Genomic DNA, 14,607 nt, shown 5'->3' with positions numbered 1-14,607 from the left:
TCGACGCCCTCGACGCAGCCGCGCCAACTATAAAGTGACCGTATTCATGAGCGAACTCACCAGCCTCACCATTGCCGAAGCCCGCGAAAAGCTGGTTTCCAAGGATATCACCGCCATCGAGTTGACCGATGCCTATCTGGGCGCCATCGAGGCTGCCAATGGTGCCATCAATGCCTATGTGACGGTGACGCCCGAGATCGCCCGCGACATGGCCAAGGCGTCGGATGCGCGGCTGGCCACCGGCAAGGCTGGTGCGCTGGAAGGCATTCCGCTCGGCGTCAAGGACCTATTCGCCACTCGCGACGTCCATACCCAGGCCTGCTCGAACATTCTCGACGGCTTCAAGCCGAAATACGAATCGACCGTTACCCAGAACCTCTGGAATGAGGGCGCTGTGATGTTGGGCAAGCTGAACATGGACGAATTCGCCATGGGCTCGTCCAATGAAAATTCCCATTATGGCCCGGTGGTCAATCCATGGCGCGCCACGGGATCTGAGGAAAAGTTGGTGCCGGGCGGCTCATCCGGTGGCTCGGCGGCAGCTGTCGCCGCACGGCTCTGCGCGGGTGCTACTGCCTCCGATACCGGCGGCTCCATCCGCCAGCCGGCTGCCTTCACTGGCACTGTCGGCATCAAGCCCACCTATGGCCGCTGCTCGCGTTGGGGCATTGTTGCCTATGCCTCGTCGCTCGATCAGGCCGGGCCAATTGCCCGCGATGTGCGCGATGCCGCGATCCTGCTCAAATCCATGGCCAGCATTGACGAGAAGGACACGACCTCGGTCGATCTGCTCGCTCCCAACTATGAGGCGGCCATCGGCCAGTCCGTCAAGGGCATGAAGATCGGCATTCCCCGGGAGTACCGCGTCGACGGCATGCCTGAGGAAATCGAGGCCCTCTGGCAGAAGGGCATGGCCTGGTTGAAAGAGGCCGGTGCCGAGATTGTCGACATTTCCCTGCCGCATACCAAATACGCATTGCCGGCCTATTACATTGTCGCCTCAGCCGAAGCCTCCTCCAACCTGGCGCGCTATGACGGCGTGCGCTACGGCTTGCGCGTTGACGGCAAGGACATTGCCGACATGTATGAAAAGAGCCGTGCGGCTGGCTTCGGCAAGGAAGTGCAGCGCCGTATCCTGATGGGCACCTATGTGCTTTCGGCTGGCTATTACGATGCCTATTACCTGCGTGCCCAGAAGGTCCGCACGCTGATCAAGCGCGATTTCGAACAGGTGTTTGCTGCTGGCGTCGATGCGATCCTGACGCCGATCACCCCATCCTCGGCCTTTGCCATTGGCGACAAGGATCTGGCCGCCGATCCGGTGAAAATGTATCTGAACGATATCTTCTCGGTGACGCTGAACATGGCGGGTCTACCGGGCCTTTCGGTTCCCGCTGGTCTCGACGCCAAGGGTCTGCCGCTCGGCCTGCAATTGATCGGCAAGCCCTTCGAGGAAGAAACTCTTTTCAAGACCGCTCATGTCATCGAACAGGCCGCCGGAAAGTTCACGCCCGCTCAATGGTGGTAAGTCATTGATCCTGAGGCCGATGGAGGAGGCTGACCGGCAGATGGTCGGCCACATCGGCTGGGACAGCTGGCGCTCCACCGGGCCGCTGGATCGCGCCATGACCGATCCGGCTATTGCGCAAAAGGTCAAGGAAGCGTTTTTGCGCTTCCCCTTCGGGCCTGCACTGGATGTCATTGTTGCCGAGATCGAAGGCGCGATTGCCGGTTGGGGGGCGCGTGAGGCGCAACAGGACGTGATTTCCGATATCTGGATCTCGCCTGACCGGCAGCGGCGTGGCATTGGCCGGTCGCTGGTGCTGCATTTTTGCGAGACGATGCGACGCGAAGGCGTGAAGCAGGCCCGAATTTCCACCCATCAGAATAATTTTGCGGCCCAGGCCCTTTATAAAAGCTGCGGATTCGAGACCGTCTGGCAAGGCATGGAGCGCGACGCGGTCATGGAATTGGAAATTCCCAAGGTCCGGCTGCGGCGGCGGCTTTACTGAACCGCGTCCTCAGCAAAGTGTTCATAAAACCTTAACGCTACTGGCGCTGTTGCATTCCTGGTGATCTACTCAACCGATCATCCAGGTGAGGAGCCGATGTCGACGATTCGCAGCGCGCATTCCGACGAAGCAGGGGTTTTGGCCGATATCGGCTTTCGCGCCTGGGAGCAGGCGATGATTCCCGTCGGTGAAACCCGGACGATGGTTGATACTGCCCGCAGCGCATTCACCAATTTTGCCCGCTCGAACCTGATCACCATGTCCGTGGTCGAACATGCAGGTCACCCCGTCGGCTGGGCGGCGCGCGAAAATCTCGATGATAAGATTTCCGATTTCTGGATCGATCCCGATTACCAGCGGCGCGGCTATAGCAAGGCGCTGCTCGCTTCGATCGAGGAAGATATCGTTCACTTGGGTTTTGAGGAGGCACATCTGGAAACCCATGCCCGCAACCGTCAGGCCGTCGGTTTTTTCGAACACCATGGTTATAGCGTCCACTGGCTGTCGGTGGTCTATAATCCGAAGCTGGACCGGGATGTGGAAACGGTCGGCATGTCGAAGCGTCTCGTTGAAAAACGCAGCTTTACTTATGGCCCCGGCGGCGGGTTCGAGTAGGGGCGGGCAGCTTATGTCAACTGGTTGGTCAGGCAGCTGGCGGAAATCGCGTAGGCTTTCAGCTTGCGTCCCATGAGATAGCCATCCTTCGGCGTCAGATCCGCGACCGGATCGACCACCGCGCCGTGGCAAGTGACATTGGCTCCGGTCACATAAAGTACGGTTTCCGTGCCGAGCGCCGAGGTCAGCGGAAATTCCTGCTCATAATAATTGCGCGGAAAACCACCGGCAGTCCGGGCCTTGATGGCGAAAGGTTCGTCACGCAGCGTGTGAAACAGATCGGCAAGAATATCGCGGTTATCAGCGACGATGGTGGCGGTGCCGCTCCTCGCGGCTGTCGTGGCAATCGCCCAGCTCAAATCGGACCGTCCCAGATAACGCGCCAGCACCGGTTGGCCCTTCGGTGTCGTGACATCCTGAGGAAAGACTGCCAGCAGCGGAAAGGCGATGGCGACGATGCCGTTGATCGCCAGCGAGATTTTCAGCGCCCGAGGTGAGGCCTGGAGCAGATACCACACCGCCAGCATGGTCCCGGCTGCGTAAGCGGTGGCTGCCCAATTGGCATAGGCGCGCGACATCAACGCCTGGAAAACGATAGCGAGAATGATCGGCCAGGAGAGGATGAACAGATGTTTTTCGGTTTTGGAGGTTTGGCCCCGCAGCATCCGGTAAAATACGATCAGCAGCGCGGCAAACAGCACCGGTCCGACCACGCCGAATTGACTGCCGAGAAACTCTGCCGCCTTGCCGATATTGAAATTCAGCCCATGCCAATCGGCATTTTCCGAGGTGTGTTTCAGCGTAGCGCCGCCATGGGTGCTGTTCCACCAGATATTCGGAGCCATGACCACAGCGGCCGCGAAGATGGCAAGAACGGTGTCTCGCAGCGCGATGCGTGCCTTGGGCAGAGCGATGGCGGCAATGATCGCGGTCGCGGCGAAATACAGCATCGCGTATTTCGACAGGGTGCCGCAGCCAATGGCGATGCCCATCAGAACCGCATAGCCAGCCGAGCGGCGCTCGATCAGATGCGCATAACACAGCAGCGTCAGCGCCAGGAAGGGAAACAGGATCGTGTCGGTGGACATGAACACCGATGACAATGCGACGCCCGGCAGGGTCGCATAGCTCAGTCCTGTCCAAAGCCCGGCCTTTTCAGAGCCGGTCAACCTAGATGTCGCCGGAATCAGCAGCAGCGCCGTTGCCATATGGAATAGCGGGCTTGCCACACGGATCCAGAGAATATCCTGGCTGCCACCGATCAGCGTGAACAGATGGATCACCCAGGCGATCATCGGTGGCTTTGAGTAATAGCCGAAGTCGAGATGGGTCGACCACAGCCAGTATTGCGCCTCATCCACAAACAGGTCTGTGCCGTCGAAATGCAGCATCACGACCCGGTAGAGCGTGATGGCAAGAATGAGGAAGACGCTGGTGGTCAGAGTGATGCGCATCGGGGCCGCCGGTTTATGATTTGGATTCGGAGGGCAGATCGGTCTTGCGGCCCTGATGCAGCAGCATCAGGTTTCGGATATAGACGATGATGCCAAGCCCTTGGCCAAGCATGATGATCGGCTCGCCTCGGTGTATGCCATAGGCCAGCAGCATGATACCGCCGATCACCGAAAACCACCAGAAGGCGGCGGGAATGACCGAACGTTTCTGCTTTTCAGACACCAGCCACTGGATGATGAACCGTAGCGAAAACATCAACTGGGCAATCACCCCCAGCGCCAGCCAGATCAGATCGTTGGTGTCGTGGATTTTGAAATAGGCGAGAAGATCATTCATGAGATGACGGTCCGATATCCTGCGGGCGCACGGTCTTGCGGCGTTTGATCAGCCAGCTGACGCCGATCAGGTCATGAATGCCGACCAGCGCACGCTGAAGATTGTTGTAATTCGAAACACCAGCATGGCGGTGCCGGTGGCCGACATCCACATGCGCCACCCGCCAGCCATAGGCGGAAAACAGGGCCGGCAGATAGCGGTGCATGTGGTTGAAAAATGGCAGGTCCAGAAACGCATCGCGCCGAAAGGCTTTCAGCCCGCAGCCGGTGTCACGGGTCTTGTCCTGCAAGATGCTCTGGCGGATGCCATTGGCAAGACGCGAGGCGATCTTCTTCGACAAAGTGTCCTGCCGCTTGGCCCGCTGTCCGGCTACAAGGCCAAGGTCGCTATCGACACCTGTCGTGAGAAGCGGGGCGACTAGACGGGGAATTTCCGAGGGAGGGTTCTGGCCATCGCCATCCATGGTGCAGATGACAGGCGCCCGCGCCGCATTGACGCCCGAATGGATCGCTGCCGATTGACCGCCGGAGGTGGGATGATGCAGCACGCGCACCCATGGCTTGGCGCTCGCAGCCTGCTTCAGCCGGGCAAGTGTGGCATCGGTTGAGCCGTCATCCACGAAGATTGCTTCGAACTCCTCGCCCTGACAGGCGGTTTCGATCTCGCCGATCAGCAGGTCGATGTTATCCGCCTCATTCTTCATGGGGACGACAACGGCAAAGCGGGGCAATTGGGCGTTCATGTCTGTTTCCAAAGGCTGTTCTCCGCCGCCCCCATAGCCTGTTTTCCAAGGCGCGTCATCCGCCTTGAAAGGCTGTTGAGACTGCTTTGCCCCGCATTTTGCGAGCGACCGCTAATTTTGCCACGTCATCCGCTCTTTTCAGTGTCGTCAGGCCGTTCCTTGACAGGCGAGGGTGCTGCTCCGTCTTGCGCGTTCCGCGCATTTGTTCTAACCGGGAAGGTGAAAATCACCTGTCGGAGCATTGCTGTTTTTTCCAGATCGCCTCCCGCTCCGGCTTCTTTATGTTTGTGCAATTCCTCAGGCGAAATCTCTCGTGTTTTTGCCGGAATTGGTCTGAAAAAGAGCATGTCATGACCCTTGTCGATACGCGCACCCCCGACCCGAAACGCCTGATTCCCGGCGCCACCGGCGATTGGGAAATCGTTATCGGCATGGAAGTTCATGCCCAGGTGCTAAGTCAGTCGAAGCTGTTTTCCGGGGCTTCGACCACATTTGGCAATGCACCGAATGACAATGTGTCGCTGGTCGATGCGGCCATGCCCGGCATGTTGCCTGTTATCAACGAGGAATGCGTTCGCCAGGCGGTGCGCACCGGTCTTGGCCTGAAGGCGAAAATCAACAAGCGTTCGATTTTTGACCGTAAGAACTATTTCTATCCCGACCTGCCGCAGGGCTACCAGATCTCGCAGTTCAAGGACCCGATTGTCGGCGAAGGCAAGATCATCATTTCGCTCGGGCCCGATCGTCAGGGCAATTTCGAGGATATCGAAATCGGTATCGAGCGGCTGCATCTGGAGCAGGATGCCGGCAAGTCGATGCATGATCAGCACCCGACCATGTCCTATGTCGACCTGAACCGCTCCGGTGTTGCGCTGATGGAAATCGTGTCGAAGCCGGACATGCGCTCTTCCGACGAAGCCAAGGCCTATATGACCAAGCTGCGCTCTATCGTGCGCTATCTCGGCACCTGCGACGGCAATATGGACGAAGGCTCGATGCGCGCCGACGTCAATGTCTCGGTGCGCAAGCCGGGCGGCGAATTCGGCACGCGCTGCGAAATCAAGAACGTCAATTCCATTCGCTTCATCGGTCAGGCCATTGAGTATGAAGCTCGTCGCCAGATCGCTATTCTGGAGGATGGCGGCTCGATTGATCAGGAAACCCGGCTGTTTGATCCGGGCAAGGGCGAGACCCGCTCGATGCGCTCCAAGGAAGACGCGCATGATTATCGCTATTTCCCCGATCCCGACCTGCTGCCGTTGGAATTCGACGATGCCTTCGTGCAGGCCTTGAAAAAGGATCTGCCGGAATTGCCCGACGACAAGAAGGCACGTTTTGTCGCCTCCTTGGGTCTTTCCGTCTACGATGCCTCGGTGCTGGTGTCTGAAAAGGCGATTGCTGACTATTACGAAGCCGTGGCCGCCGGTCGCGATGGCAAAATTGCCGCCAACTGGGTGATCAACGACTTGCTGGGCGCCTTGAACAAAGCCGGTAAAGGCATTGAAGAGACTCCGGTTTCACCTGCCCAGCTCGGTGGTATCATCGATCTGATCAAGGCGGAGACCATTTCCGGCAAGATCGCCAAGGACCTGTTTGAAATCGTCTTCAACGAGGGCGGAGACCCCGCCGATATCGTTGAGAGTCGGGGCATGAAACAGGTGACTGACACAGGCGCCATCGAGAAGGCTGTGGATGAAATCATCGCCGCCAATCCCGATCAGGTCGCCAAGGTGCTGGCCAAGCCGACCCTGGCCGGTTGGTTTGTTGGTCAGGTGATGAAGGCGACCGGTGGCAAGGCCAATCCGCAGGCGGTGCAGGCGCTGGTCAAGGCCAAGCTGGGCCTGGAGGAGTAAAGTCCGATGTTCTTCATCCGCACCGCCAATGACCGGGATCTGGAAAAGGTGCGAGTGCTGCTGTCGGACACCTGGCATGCCACCTATGACGGTCTCTATGGCGTGGCCAAGGTGCAGAAGATTATCGATACCTGGCATTCGGCTGCCGCGTTGAAAGCCAGGCTGGCGAAAAAGGGCGGTGAATTTCTGGTGGCTGACGATGGCAAGCGCCTCGGCGGCATGGGTTTTGCCGCCATGGCGGACAATATGGTCAAGACCGCCATTCTGCATCAGCTTTACGTCCACCCCGGCTTTCACCGTCAGGGCATTGGCACCGACATTCTGGCCGAACTGGAAACCTGCTTCCCGGACGCCGAGATCCTGCGGCTGGACGTGGAGCCCAAAAATACCGGTGCTGTCGCTTTTTACACCAGCCACGGCTTCGTGGAGGTCGATCGCACCCAGAATTGCGGTGCAGCGGGCAGCAGCATCGAAGGCTTGGTCATGGAAAAGCCGCTGGCCAATGTTTTATCCGGGCCTTTCTAGGGCGTTTATAACCCTCAGCCCGAAACCTTCAGGATCATCATGTCCCCGTTGACCATTCGCCCGGCACAAGAAACGGATATTGTCGCGGTGGTGGCGCTGTTTGCCGCTGACGATCTCGGCGGTCATGGCGATACCACAGACCCCGATGCCCTGCCGGATTACCTTGCTGCTTTTCGCCGCATTGCCGCATCGAGCAATGAGATCCTGTATGTGGCGGAGCGTGATGGCACGGTGGTTGGCACCTTCCAGACCATGGTCACCACGACATTGACCGGGCGCGGGTCGTCTTCGATGATCGTCGAGGCCGTGCAGACACGGGCCGATTGCCGGGGGCAGGGGATCGGGGCGCAGATGATCGAATTTTGCCTTGAACAGGCACGGGAGCAGGGCTTGCGGCAGGTGCAGTTGACGTCAAACGCGGTGCGGCTCGACGCGCATCGGTTTTATGAGTGGCTGGGCTTTAAGAAGAGCCATTTCGGCTTCAAGTTCAAGCTGAAATGAACAGGGCTTTGACCCGAATCTCTGGACAAGCGCCCGTCAAGGCGTCATAAGCAGATTATCATTGAAAGCCGCCAGACCGTGGCGGAGCCGAGGAAAAGACATGAAGCAGCTTTTGTTGCAGATTTTCACCTGGTGGAGTGGCCAGACCGTCGGAACCCGTTTCTTCACCTGGCGTGAAGGCAAGCGCGTTGGCGAAGACGAGGCAGGCAATGTCTACTATGAAGGCGGCATGAGCAGCTTCGGCCTGCAACGCCGCTGGGTGATTTACAACGGCTATGCCGATGCCTCTGCCATTCCGCCCGGCTGGCATGGCTGGATGCATCACCGCACCGACGTACCGCCCACCAAGGACAATTACGTGCCACGGGAATGGGAAAAGCCGCATGAGGCAAACCTGACCGGCACCGCAAAAGCCTATCGTCCGCAGGGCTCTCTTGCCGCGACCGGTGCCCGTCCGCGCGTCACCGGCGACTACGACGCCTGGACGCCCGGCAATTAACAGAGACTTTGTGAGCGCATGACGGGTTACACGTTGTGCGCTCTTCCGGTTTTGGCCACAAATTTCCGGTACATGGGTTTGTCAGCGCTTTCCTGCTGACATTTGTTTTGCGCATAGGGCGGACGTGTCTGCACTTCGGATCGCCGGTCCGATTGCTGACGCATCTGAAAATTGGCCCATCTGAGCGACGACGGCCGGAAACGACAGGAATACGATCTGTGAAACAGACGAAAAGGGTGTTGAGAGCGGTTCTGGCAGCAACCAGCCTCACGGCAGCGTTCTCGATAACGGCCACTGTTCCAGCCGATGCCGCCCGCATTTCCAACGCCGTCGCGGTTTTTTCGGGATTGGACAAGATCACCGGGCGAATTACCGAATTTGACGTCTATATCAATGAGACAGTCCAGTTCGGCGCCTTGCAGGTGACACCCAAGGCCTGTTATTCCCGCGATGAAACCGAGGCCCAGCATGTCGACGCCTTCGTGCAGGTCGAGGAAATCACCCTGGACCGCCGCATCCGCCAGATCTTTTCAGGCTGGATGTTTGCCGATAGCCCGGCGCTGAACGCCATCGAGCACCCGATCTACGATGTCTGGCTGAAAGATTGCAAGCAGACCTCCGACGTGCCGAAGCCGGTAAAATAAGCCAAAAATCGGAATGTCGAAAACCAGCTATTCTGGACTGATTTCTTCCGGTAGTAGAAACGGCACATTGGCCATAGTGACGGCCTCTTCCAGCATTTTGCCGTACTCGTCTTTCGCCACATCTATCGCCCCGAAGGTCTTCAGATGCTCGGTGGTGAACTGGGTGTCGAGCAGCACGAAACCCTGTGCCCGCAGCCTTTCGACCAGATGCACAAGACAGATTTTCGATGCATTGGAACGGCGGGAAAACATGCTTTCGCCGAAGAACGCCGCCCCCAGAGACACGCCGTAAAGGCCGCCGACCAGTTCATCACCCTCAAAGGCTTCGACGCTATGGGCGTGGCCCATGTGAAACAGGGCAGTGTATAGATCGCGGATTGTCTGGTTGATCCAGGTGCTGGGCCGGTCCGGCGCGGGCTCGGCGCATTTGTCCAGAACCGCAGCAAAAGCCGTATCGAAGCGGATATCAAACGGCTTTTGCCGGATAATCTTGGCCAGGCTTTTGGAATAGTGAAAACTGTCGAGGGGAATAATGCCCCGCAGGTCAGGCTCGACCCAGAACAGCTCCGGGTCGTCACTGGATTCGGCCATGGGAAACAAGCCGATGGAATAGGCGCGCAACAGGATGTCGGGTGTGATGCTTCTATCCTTGCTGCGCCGACCCATTCTATGTCCTTATTTCGTGGACGTCTTGGCCAGATAGTGCTCCAGCCAATGGATGTCGTAATCGCCCTTGGCAATATCCGGATTGTTGATCAGATCCTGGAACAATGGCAGGGTCGTCTTGATCCCGTCAATGACGAATTCATCCAGAACCCGGCGCAGACGCATCATGCATTCTTCGCGGGTGCGGCCATGCACGATCAGCTTGCCGATCAGGCTATCATAGTAAGGCGGGATCTTGTAGCCGGCGTAAGCGCCGGAATCCACCCGCACCCCAAGGCCACCAGGAGCGTGGAAATGGGTGATGGTGCCAGGCGACGGCGTGAAGGTGCGCGGGTCCTCGGCATTGATGCGGCATTCGATGGCATGGCCACGGAATTCCACTTCTTCCTGCGTCACGGAAAGACCAGCGCCCGATGCAACGCGGATCTGTTCATAGACCAGATCGATGCCGGTAATGGCTTCCGTCACCGGATGCTCCACCTGCAAACGGGTGTTCATTTCGATGAAATAGAACTCGCCGTTTTCATAGAGGAACTCGATCGTACCAGCGCCGCGATATTTCAGCTTCTTCATGGCGTCGGCGCAGATCTGACCGATCTTCATCCGCTGTTCCTGGGTCAGGGCAGGGGAATTGGCCTCTTCCCAGACCTTCTGGTGGCGGCGCTGAAGCGAGCAATCGCGTTCGCCCAGGTGAATGGCATTGCCTTCACCATCGCCGAATACCTGGATTTCGATATGCCGGGGCGTACCGAGGTATTTTTCCATATAAACGGCGTCGTTACCGAAAGCAGCAGCGGCTTCCGAACGGGCCGTGGAAACGGCTTCTTCCAGCTCCGCTTCGGTGTTCGCGACTTTCATGCCGCGTCCGCCGCCGCCAGCCGTTGCCTTGATCAGCACTGGAAAGCCGATTTCGCGGGCGATTTCCAGCGCAGTTTCCGGCTTTACTTCGCCAGCGGAACCGGGAACCACGGGAATGCCGAGCGATTTTGCGGTTTCCTTGGCGGTAATCTTATCGCCCATAAGCCGGATATGGTCGGCGGTCGGTCCGATGAAGGTAATGCCGTGGGCATCGAGAATATCGGCAAACTTGGAATTTTCCGAGAGGAATCCATAGCCGGGATGGACGGCATCCGCCCCGGTGATTTCGCAGGCGGCAACGATCTGGTGGATGTTCAGATAGCTGTCACGCGAGGGCGGCGGGCCGATGCAGACGCTTTCGTCGGCGAGGCGCACATGCATGGCGTCGGCATCCGCTGTGGAATGCACGGCAACGGAGGCAATGCCAAGCTCCTTGCAGGCGCGCAGCACGCGAAGGGCGATTTCGCCGCGATTGGCGATGAGTATTTTTGAGATGACTGGCATCGGCTTACTCGATAATGACCATGGCTTCGCCATATTCGACCGGGCTTGCATCGTCGATGAGGATTTCGACGACCTTGCCGGAACGAGGCGAAGGGATCTGGTTCATTGTCTTCATGGCTTCGATGATCAGCAGCGTCTGGCCTTCCTTGACCGTCGAGCCAACTTCGATGAAGGGCTTGGAACCGGGGGCGGGGGACATATAGACCGTGCCGACCATGGGAGCCGTTACGGCTTTGGACAGATCGCGGGCAGCAGGAGCTGCGACCGCGACCGGAGCAGGTGCTGCGGCAGGTGCCGGGGCACCATAAGGCGCGCCATACTGCATCTGCGGCATTGCCATCATCTGCGGAGCCACCATTTGCGGCGCGGCGCGGGAAACGCGAATTCTCAGCGCATCCTGTTCCACTTCGATCTCGCTCAGATCGGTCTCGTTCAAGATATTCGCCAGCTCGCGGATAAGCGCCTGATCGATGCCGGTTTTCTTCTCTGCCATGGAGGTTGTCCCTGAATTTCTTGTTCTATCGTGTGAGGTTATCAAGCGCTTGCAGCGCCAGGAGGTAGGAATGCGGTCCGAAGCCGCAAATAACTCCCTTGGCGGCGGGCGCTATCATTGAGGTATGGCGGAATTCTTCCCGCGCGTGGACATTCGAAATATGAACTTCGATGACCGGAACAGTAATCGCCCGCATGGCGTCATGCAGTGCGATCGATGTATGCGTATAGGCACCGGCATTGAGCGCGACACCGACAGCCTTATCGCCCGCTTCATGCAGCCAATCGACCAGATCGCCCTCATGATTGCTCTGGCGGCAGTCCACGGCAATGCCGAGCTGCTCACCCAATCGAACGCAATCCGCTTCGATGTCGGCCAGTGTCTTGCCGCCGTAAATCCCGGGCTCCCGCTTGCCAAGCGCATTCAGATTGGGGCCGTTCAGCACGAAAATTGTTCTGCTCATTGCTGTTCCGTCGCGTTTTCGACCGCCTCCTATAAACCGGCATCCGTTGAAGGAAAAGCCCTTTGCGCTTTTCTCCCTATGGCTTCACTGTAAAATCAGCTGGATATCGCGACTATCTGGTGGATTCAGCAGGTTGATTTGCCGCAGGCGCGAACATTCGCCAGCTTCTCCTGAAGAGCATCGGCACCGATGGCACCGGAAACCAGTTCGTTGCCGATCACATAGGCGGGTGTGCCGTTAATGCCCAGGGCCTGGGCCAGTTGATAGACCTTTTTGACGGATGTGTCATTGGGGCTGTCGGTCATTTCCTTGCGAAGGGCTGCTTCGGAAACCCCCAGCGTCACACCGGCGTCAATGGCGCTTTCTTCCGTGGCGCGGCCTTCACTGCCCAGCAGGGCATGGTGGAAGTCGCTGTATTTTTCCGGCGCCAGCTTGCGAAAAGCGTCTGCAACCCGGTGTGCTGCCATCGAATCCGGCCCAAGAATCGGGAATTCCTTCAGGACGAACCGTACATTCTTGTCAGTCTTCAGAATGGTGTCCATGTCCGCCAGCGCATGGCGGCAATAGCCGCAATTATAGTCGAAGAACTCGACGATGGTCACATCGCCCTTCGGATTGCCAAGGACGATATCGTCCTTCGAATTGAAGATTTCCGCCTTGTTGCGTTCGATACCGCTGGAGGCCTGGCTGGCGCGGGCCGCTTCCTGTTTCTTTTGCAGGGCGTCCTGCACGTCGAGCATGATTTCCGGATGGGCGATCAGATATTCCTTGATGAAGGCGCCGATTTCTTGCTTCTGCTTGTCATCCAGCGCGTAGGCTGGTGCGCCGAGGCCGGTCGTGGCAATGAGCGTTGCCAGAACGGCGGTGCGAAAAAATCGTGTCTTCATGTCAATCCTCGTCTCTGGCCATTATCTTCGGCCATGATTTTCGGCGGTATGGATATCCGCCCTGCCGGTCTTAGGGCGTTGTGCCAGCCGCAGCGCCGGCGGTCCAGTCTATCCGGTTATTTTCGCGGTGAATCCACCTCGAATTGAAAATTCGACCGTAACGCATTCACTGGCCGGGAAAAGCGGGAAAACGCATTCCGGCATGGCTCTCGCCATTGTGATACGGTGCGCAATGCGGCAAATGTCGGGCGCATTTCTGTTTAAGCCTCCTATTGGACCGTCCTATCGAATAGAAAGAGATCCGTTTTGGTTATGCTTTCCACCCGCAGTGCCGTCGAACCGTTTCACGCCATGGACATTCTGGCCGAGGCCAACCGGTTGAAGGCCGCTGGCCATCCGGTGATTTCGCTTGCCGTTGGCCAGCCTGGCGCACCAGCGCCTGAGCGGGCGATCCGTGCGGCGGAACTGGCCTTGCGAGCGGGACAGATCGGTTATACCGACGCCCTTGGCCGCGCCGACCTGCGCCAGGGGCTTGCCGATTATTACCGCCGTCGTCACGGCACGGAGGTCGCGGCGGAGCGGATCATGGTGACGACGGGCTCGTCGGCGGGTTTCAACCTGGCATTCCTGGCGCTGTTTGAGGCAGGCGACGCGGTGGCCATCGCCCGGCCTGGCTATCCGGCCTATCGCAACATCCTGAAGGCGCTGGGATTGGTGGTGATTGAAGTGCCGGTTGGCCCCGAGACTGATTTCACCCTGACGCCGGACAGTCTGGAGCGTGCGGCGAAGGCAGCGGGTGTGCGGCTGAAAGGCGTGCTTTTGGCCAGCCCCGCCAATCCCACCGGCACGGTCACCGGCCGGGCTGCGTTACAGCGTCTGGCGTTGTGGTGCGACGACAATGGTGTCAGCTTCATCTCCGACGAGATCTATCACGGACTGACCTATGGCGTGGAGGAAGCGAGCGCGGTGGAGTTCGCGCCGAATGCCGTCGTCATCAATTCCTTCTCCAAATATTATCGGATGACCGGCTGGCGGATCGGCTGGATGGTCCTGCCTCCAGCATTGGTGCGTGGCGTGGAATGCGTGGCCCAGAGCCTCTATATTTCGGCGCCCGAGTTATCGCAGATTGCCGCCATGGCTGCGCTTGAAGCAGGCGATGCGCTGGAAGCGTACCGGGCCGGTTGCCGCGCCAATCGCGATTTTCTCCAGGCTCGGCTGCCGGCGCTGGGCATGCCACTACTGTCTCCCATGGACGGCGCCTTCTATGCCTATGTTGATGTCAGTCGCTTCACCAATGATAGTATGGAATTTGCCCGCAGATTGCTGGCACAAACTCATGTGGCGGCAACGCCTGGCCTGGATTTCGATCCGCTGGAAGGCCACCGGGCCCTGCGGATTTCCTATGCGGGGACACTGGCCGAATTGACCGATGCCACCGACCGCATTGCCAATTGGGTTGGCTGATTTTCAATAAGGATCAAGTGCTTAGAGTCGCATCCAGATTCAATGTGGCAAGCTCTTGAATCAATCTGTGAAAGGGTTGATTCTGTTTGT

Annotated in this window: 18 protein-coding genes; 9 read left to right on the top strand and 9 right to left on the bottom strand. The window is 58.4% G+C overall.

What is annotated here, in order from left to right:
* Positions 1–46 precede the first annotated feature (46 nt).
* The 3 genes from gatA (at position 47) to V6582_RS03350 (ending at position 2,627) form a co-directional block, all read left to right on the top strand.
* Positions 47–1,528 carry an Asp-tRNA(Asn)/Glu-tRNA(Gln) amidotransferase subunit GatA gene (gatA, locus tag V6582_RS03360; RefSeq protein ID WP_156633435.1) on the top strand — a complete coding sequence of 494 codons (1,482 nt, stop codon included), beginning with the start codon at positions 47–49 and terminating at the stop codon, positions 1,526–1,528.
* Positions 1,479–2,012 carry a GNAT family N-acetyltransferase gene (locus tag V6582_RS03355; protein ID WP_156633436.1) on the top strand — a complete coding sequence of 178 codons (534 nt, stop codon included), beginning with the start codon at positions 1,479–1,481 and terminating at the stop codon, positions 2,010–2,012. The genes gatA and V6582_RS03355 overlap by 50 nt, the downstream gene beginning before the upstream one ends.
* 96 nt (positions 2,013–2,108) lie before the next feature.
* Positions 2,109–2,627 carry a GNAT family N-acetyltransferase gene (locus tag V6582_RS03350; RefSeq protein ID WP_015915696.1) on the top strand — a complete coding sequence of 173 codons (519 nt, stop codon included), beginning with the start codon at positions 2,109–2,111 and terminating at the stop codon, positions 2,625–2,627.
* Between the two features lie 11 nt (positions 2,628–2,638).
* Here V6582_RS03350 and V6582_RS03345 read toward each other — a convergent pair whose 3' ends face one another.
* From V6582_RS03345 to V6582_RS03330, 4 genes are all read right to left on the bottom strand, one after another.
* Entirely contained in the window at positions 2,639–4,081 is a 1,443-nt protein-coding gene (locus V6582_RS03345; protein WP_156633437.1) for an ArnT family glycosyltransferase, read from the bottom strand.
* A 13-nt stretch (positions 4,082–4,094) separates the two neighbouring features.
* Entirely contained in the window at positions 4,095–4,418 is a 324-nt protein-coding gene (locus V6582_RS03340; protein ID WP_060715729.1) for a lipid-A-disaccharide synthase N-terminal domain-containing protein, read from the bottom strand.
* Entirely contained in the window at positions 4,411–5,160 is a 750-nt protein-coding gene (locus V6582_RS03335) for a glycosyltransferase family 2 protein (RefSeq protein WP_156633438.1), read from the bottom strand. The genes V6582_RS03340 and V6582_RS03335 overlap by 8 nt, the downstream gene beginning before the upstream one ends.
* A gap of 125 nt (positions 5,161–5,285) precedes the next feature.
* The gene (locus V6582_RS03330; RefSeq protein ID WP_156633439.1) at positions 5,286–5,507 is read right to left on the bottom strand and encodes a hypothetical protein; all 222 of its coding nucleotides are present in this window, start codon (positions 5,505–5,507) and stop codon (positions 5,286–5,288) included.
* A 3-nt stretch (positions 5,508–5,510) separates the two neighbouring features.
* On the opposite strand from V6582_RS03330, the gene gatB reads away from it, so the two are divergent.
* From gatB to V6582_RS03305, 5 genes are all read left to right on the top strand, one after another.
* Entirely contained in the window at positions 5,511–7,013 is a 1,503-nt protein-coding gene (gatB, locus tag V6582_RS03325; protein WP_015915700.1) for an Asp-tRNA(Asn)/Glu-tRNA(Gln) amidotransferase subunit GatB, read from the top strand.
* Positions 7,014–7,019: 6 nt separating this feature from the next.
* Entirely contained in the window at positions 7,020–7,538 is a 519-nt protein-coding gene (locus V6582_RS03320; RefSeq protein WP_156633440.1) for a GNAT family N-acetyltransferase, read from the top strand.
* Between the two features lie 39 nt (positions 7,539–7,577).
* Positions 7,578–8,039: a GNAT family N-acetyltransferase gene (locus V6582_RS03315; protein WP_156633441.1), complete on the top strand. Its 462-nt coding sequence runs from the start codon at positions 7,578–7,580 to the stop codon at positions 8,037–8,039.
* A gap of 100 nt (positions 8,040–8,139) precedes the next feature.
* On the top strand, positions 8,140–8,538 hold the full coding sequence (locus tag V6582_RS03310) for an NADH:ubiquinone oxidoreductase subunit NDUFA12 (RefSeq protein ID WP_156633442.1): 399 nt from the start codon (positions 8,140–8,142) through the stop codon (positions 8,536–8,538).
* Positions 8,539–8,789: 251 nt separating this feature from the next.
* On the top strand, positions 8,790–9,182 hold the full coding sequence (locus V6582_RS03305) for a DUF2155 domain-containing protein (protein WP_234889792.1): 393 nt from the start codon (positions 8,790–8,792) through the stop codon (positions 9,180–9,182).
* Positions 9,183–9,209: 27 nt separating this feature from the next.
* Here V6582_RS03305 and aat read toward each other — a convergent pair whose 3' ends face one another.
* From aat to V6582_RS03280, 5 genes are all read right to left on the bottom strand, one after another.
* Complete coding sequence (gene aat, locus V6582_RS03300) at positions 9,210–9,848, bottom strand: leucyl/phenylalanyl-tRNA--protein transferase (protein ID WP_156633443.1); 639 nt, start codon at positions 9,846–9,848, stop codon at positions 9,210–9,212.
* 9 nt (positions 9,849–9,857) lie between these two features.
* Positions 9,858–11,210 carry an acetyl-CoA carboxylase biotin carboxylase subunit gene (gene accC, locus V6582_RS03295; protein WP_015915706.1) on the bottom strand — a complete coding sequence of 451 codons (1,353 nt, stop codon included), beginning with the start codon at positions 11,208–11,210 and terminating at the stop codon, positions 9,858–9,860.
* Between the two features lie 4 nt (positions 11,211–11,214).
* Positions 11,215–11,703 (bottom strand): acetyl-CoA carboxylase biotin carboxyl carrier protein, encoded by a 489-nt coding sequence (gene accB / locus V6582_RS03290; RefSeq protein WP_015915707.1) that lies wholly within the window; start codon positions 11,701–11,703, stop codon positions 11,215–11,217.
* Positions 11,704–11,728: 25 nt separating this feature from the next.
* Entirely contained in the window at positions 11,729–12,166 is a 438-nt protein-coding gene (gene aroQ / locus V6582_RS03285; protein WP_156633444.1) for a type II 3-dehydroquinate dehydratase, read from the bottom strand.
* Positions 12,167–12,291: 125 nt separating this feature from the next.
* The gene (locus V6582_RS03280) at positions 12,292–13,053 is read right to left on the bottom strand and encodes a DsbA family protein (RefSeq protein WP_156633445.1); all 762 of its coding nucleotides are present in this window, start codon (positions 13,051–13,053) and stop codon (positions 12,292–12,294) included.
* A 306-nt stretch (positions 13,054–13,359) separates the two neighbouring features.
* Here V6582_RS03280 and V6582_RS03275 point away from each other — a divergent pair, with 306 nt between their 5' ends.
* Positions 13,360–14,517: a pyridoxal phosphate-dependent aminotransferase gene (locus V6582_RS03275; RefSeq protein ID WP_156633446.1), complete on the top strand. Its 1,158-nt coding sequence runs from the start codon at positions 13,360–13,362 to the stop codon at positions 14,515–14,517.
* Positions 14,518–14,607: the final 90 nt, after the last annotated feature.

It is taken from the genome of Agrobacterium vitis (genome assembly GCF_037039395.1).
Taxonomy (GTDB): Bacteria; Pseudomonadota; Alphaproteobacteria; order Rhizobiales; family Rhizobiaceae; genus Allorhizobium; species Allorhizobium vitis_E.
The sequence above is the reverse complement of the archived record's forward strand: the minus strand, read 5'-3'. Positions and strand labels throughout refer to the sequence as shown.

Excerpts from the sequence above, each read along its gene's own strand:
- gatA (WP_156633435.1), top strand. The coding sequence starts at position 47 with ATGAGCGAACTCACCAGCCTCACCATTGCCGAAGCCCGCGAAAAGCTG.
- V6582_RS03355 (WP_156633436.1), top strand. The coding sequence starts at position 1,479 with ATGTCATCGAACAGGCCGCCGGAAAGTTCACGCCCGCTCAATGGTGGT.
- V6582_RS03350 (WP_015915696.1), top strand. The coding sequence starts at position 2,109 with ATGTCGACGATTCGCAGCGCGCATTCCGACGAAGCAGGGGTTTTGGCC.
- V6582_RS03345 (WP_156633437.1), bottom strand. The coding sequence starts at position 4,081 with ATGCGCATCACTCTGACCACCAGCGTCTTCCTCATTCTTGCCATCACG.
- V6582_RS03340 (WP_060715729.1), bottom strand. The coding sequence starts at position 4,418 with ATGAATGATCTTCTCGCCTATTTCAAAATCCACGACACCAACGATCTG.
- V6582_RS03335 (WP_156633438.1), bottom strand. The coding sequence starts at position 5,160 with ATGAACGCCCAATTGCCCCGCTTTGCCGTTGTCGTCCCCATGAAGAAT.
- V6582_RS03330 (WP_156633439.1), bottom strand. The coding sequence starts at position 5,507 with ATGCTCTTTTTCAGACCAATTCCGGCAAAAACACGAGAGATTTCGCCT.
- gatB (WP_015915700.1), top strand. The coding sequence starts at position 5,511 with ATGACCCTTGTCGATACGCGCACCCCCGACCCGAAACGCCTGATTCCC.
- V6582_RS03320 (WP_156633440.1), top strand. The coding sequence starts at position 7,020 with ATGTTCTTCATCCGCACCGCCAATGACCGGGATCTGGAAAAGGTGCGA.
- V6582_RS03315 (WP_156633441.1), top strand. The coding sequence starts at position 7,578 with ATGTCCCCGTTGACCATTCGCCCGGCACAAGAAACGGATATTGTCGCG.
- V6582_RS03310 (WP_156633442.1), top strand. The coding sequence starts at position 8,140 with ATGAAGCAGCTTTTGTTGCAGATTTTCACCTGGTGGAGTGGCCAGACC.
- aat (WP_156633443.1), bottom strand. The coding sequence starts at position 9,848 with ATGGGTCGGCGCAGCAAGGATAGAAGCATCACACCCGACATCCTGTTG.
- accC (WP_015915706.1), bottom strand. The coding sequence starts at position 11,210 with ATGCCAGTCATCTCAAAAATACTCATCGCCAATCGCGGCGAAATCGCC.
- accB (WP_015915707.1), bottom strand. The coding sequence starts at position 11,703 with ATGGCAGAGAAGAAAACCGGCATCGATCAGGCGCTTATCCGCGAGCTG.
- aroQ (WP_156633444.1), bottom strand. The coding sequence starts at position 12,166 with ATGAGCAGAACAATTTTCGTGCTGAACGGCCCCAATCTGAATGCGCTT.
- V6582_RS03280 (WP_156633445.1), bottom strand. The coding sequence starts at position 13,053 with ATGAAGACACGATTTTTTCGCACCGCCGTTCTGGCAACGCTCATTGCC.